This is a genomic window from Bartonella jaculi, assembly GCF_039543045.1.
Classification (GTDB): Bacteria; Pseudomonadota; Alphaproteobacteria; order Rhizobiales; family Rhizobiaceae; genus Bartonella; species Bartonella jaculi.
In genome coordinates this window covers 1-3094 of the sequence record NZ_BAABIZ010000067.1, presented here as the reverse complement: position 1 = coordinate 3094, position 3094 = coordinate 1, and the positions used below count along the sequence as shown (strand labels likewise).

Below are 3094 nucleotides of genomic sequence, written 5' to 3'. Positions count from 1 at the left end.
GGTTGTCAAGCTTTTCTGACACTTGTTCAATCAAAGCGTAGCTCAGTTGCTTTACCTTTGCGACTTCTTGAGCTAAAGCTACTGCACGTTCAAGGTGGGTTTTGTTGATGCTCTCGTCAAAGCCTAGGTGATCCCCTTCTGTAAAGCTTTTCTTATAAGATTGCAAGGTATCAACATCACCCAACAAAGCAAGAGCGCCAATATGAAGCAAAGTATAATGTGCATCGTTTGCTTTAGACGTAGTGCTTTTTTCCCAAGACGCAGTGCCGTAATCAGAGCGAAGTCTTTTAGAAAGGTCAATGTCTGTTACCGCCCATTCTAGCGCATCATCAAGCGCTTGCTTTAAGCGATCTGCAGTGACTTCTGGTTCAAAGATTTCTAATCCCTTGGCTTCAAAATTAAGCTGTATATCTGGGATATCTTCCATGTTGGTAGGATCAATGAATTTGCAAGCGGTGGAAAGAATGCCAGTGCTAATCAAAAAGGCGCTATCAAATTGTGGACAATCTTTGGCAATTTCGTCGTTATAAAGAATATCTACTTCACGATCAGCCAATTGATAGCTTGCCATATAATCATTCTCATTGATTTTCTCGGTTGACCAACCTAAGCTTTTCAAAAGTGCATGAGCACTTTCCATGGTCAATGGAGCATCTTTATCATCCGCTTCCTCTATCTCCTCTCTCAGATCAACAGCTGCTGTTTTAGAAGCAATAGGTGTTGCTTGTGGATCCAAGCTCAAAATCGGAGCGTTTTTGGGAAAACCTGCTCGATAACCCCGTGCAAGAGTGAGGAGATTATCAATTCTATATTTTGAGATTTCTTCCACAAAACCTAAGGGATTTCCCTTTCTAAAATTCTCCTTATAAGATTTGAGCTTTTCAACATCCCCAATCAAAACAAGTGCAATAAGGTGACGCGCTACAAGATCAAGTTCACTGTCTGGGGGAAAAGCCGCATAATCATAGATGATTTGATTCACATTTTGCCGATCAGCCCATTCAAGAATATCCGCACTGATCTGTTTCAGCTTGCCTTCATCCAATTCAGTACTAGAAACTGTATAAACTTCTTCTGCTTCTTTGATGGTTATATATTGAGGCATATTATAGAAAATTTCTCTATGAGCAGTGGAAAAACCAAGTGTTGAAAGGGAAGCCTTAAACGCAACAATCGGCTCTTCTCCATCACTTTGAAGGCTGCACATTATATTGATTATACGGTCTTTACTTATAAAATAAGCATTGCGATTGTAGTTTTTATCACGATAAACTGTCCAACTCATTTGTTTTAATTGCTCTGCAACTTTATTGAAAGTAATCAAAGCTTGTGGACCAAGATGTGCTTCTGCAGCCTCTCTCTCATGAAGAATTTTCAGATGTTTTTCAGAAAATTCAACAGCGTGATTAACATATTTTTCTACGTCATCATCATCCAAATGTTCAGAAATCGTACCTACTTTTAGAAAACTTTGATAAGATTTCAAGACATCAATTTTACCTTTTAATGCTAAACAAGCTAAATGCCAGACTATACGTATATTGTAGCTATATTTTTGGATAAGTGTTTTACTTTCGATCGATGCTTGTAAATCTTGGGCACGTGCCCATTGTATTATCCGCTCAGAGATTTTTGTCAACTCTTGCTCATTCAATATCTCTACACAAATATCAATTCCTTTATCAATCCCACGAAAATTCTCTCCTCCAATCGTATTAAAAGATCGATAAATATCCGTAGGTCGTACAAGATTACGTTGTCCACAAAAATGAATATACAAGCAAGCCAAAGAAATCTCTTCATTAGATATTTTAGCCTCAAGACGAACATTGTAATTATCATGAAGACGTATAAAGCCAAAATTAAACTGAATAAAACGGTCTGGCAAAGAGAGCCACATTTTTCCAGGTTCCGTAGAAAACCACCCTTGGGTTTTAAGAATACGGCTTGCTGCTGTAAGGCTTATCGAGCGCTGTTTGGGCTTTTTACGCGTTAGAATATCGTCTAACTCCCCGTTTTTATAAGCTTGCGCAAAAAGAATGAGGCGCTCAATCCACCCTATTGTTTTGTAATCTGCAAATTCTGGTACATGTAATTGGGGTGTAAACTCAGAACTTTTTAAAGCCTTAATATCACCAAGTAATGCTTCTGCAACAGCAGAATGATTGGCTGCTTTTTCACGTAATTTTTGTTCAATATCTTGTGCTTTCGTCCAAGCGATAACCCTATTTAAAGATTCCTTAACATGGCTTTCTGAGAGATCTGAAGCCGTAACATCGAAATCCTCTTTCGCAGAAAACAGCGTATCTTCATACTTATCCTGTGATACTTCACCACTAGCATATTCCCAAGCAAGGCAATAAGCAGCAGTGGTAAGATTAGCCGATAGCCGAAACTTTCCCTCATCCTCTCCATAATCTACAACATCATAACTAATGCCTACAATGCGATCGGGAAGATGATAATGCGCAAACATACTACCATCTTCAGCACGATAAGGTTCCCAGCCAAGCGTTTTTAAAATCTCTGTCACGTCTTTAGTTCGCATCGCTATTCACTCTCATTCAAAAAGTCCTGGAAAACGAAAAATGTCAACGTCAGTTTTGTCTAACTTATTATTCAATTGTTCTTTAATCCATTTTCTATTCTCATTTTCCAATTCTTTCTTACTTCCTTTAAAATCTTTGAAATCTTTTTGATATTTTTCTAAGAACTCTTTGTTATCTTTAAGAAATTCCGTAAATTTGCCTTTTGTGGGCTCTGCATTTCCGTTTTTATGTGCTTCTTTCAAAATCTTTTGTTGTTCACTTAATGTAGCATTCTTCCCCGTTTTTACCTCGCCAATTTTTATTTTACCATTCTCTATATAAACAATATCCGCACGAGATCTTACTACCCCCTTATCCGTCTTAGTTTTGAATACTATTTCTGTTTTGCATGTTCTACATCCTTCATCCTTTAATTCTTGTTTTTTTTCATCGCGTTTTTTATCATGATGCTTCCTGACTTGTTCAAGTATGTTACCCTTTCCATCATTATTGTTTTGTGGTTCTTTATTGTTTCCGTTTTTTTTCTTATTTTTACTTTCCTTCTG

The 3094-nt window shown here is 37.5% G+C and carries 2 protein-coding genes; both read right to left on the bottom strand.

The genetic code is table 11. The features are described 5' to 3' along the window. On the bottom strand, positions 1-2548 hold a 2548-nt coding region (locus ABD915_RS09120), incomplete at its 3' end, for a DUF6990 domain-containing protein (protein ID WP_345117570.1). A 12-nt stretch (positions 2549-2560) separates the two neighbouring features. After that, on the bottom strand, positions 2561-3094 hold a 534-nt coding region (locus tag ABD915_RS09115; protein ID WP_425548207.1), incomplete at its 5' end, for a hypothetical protein.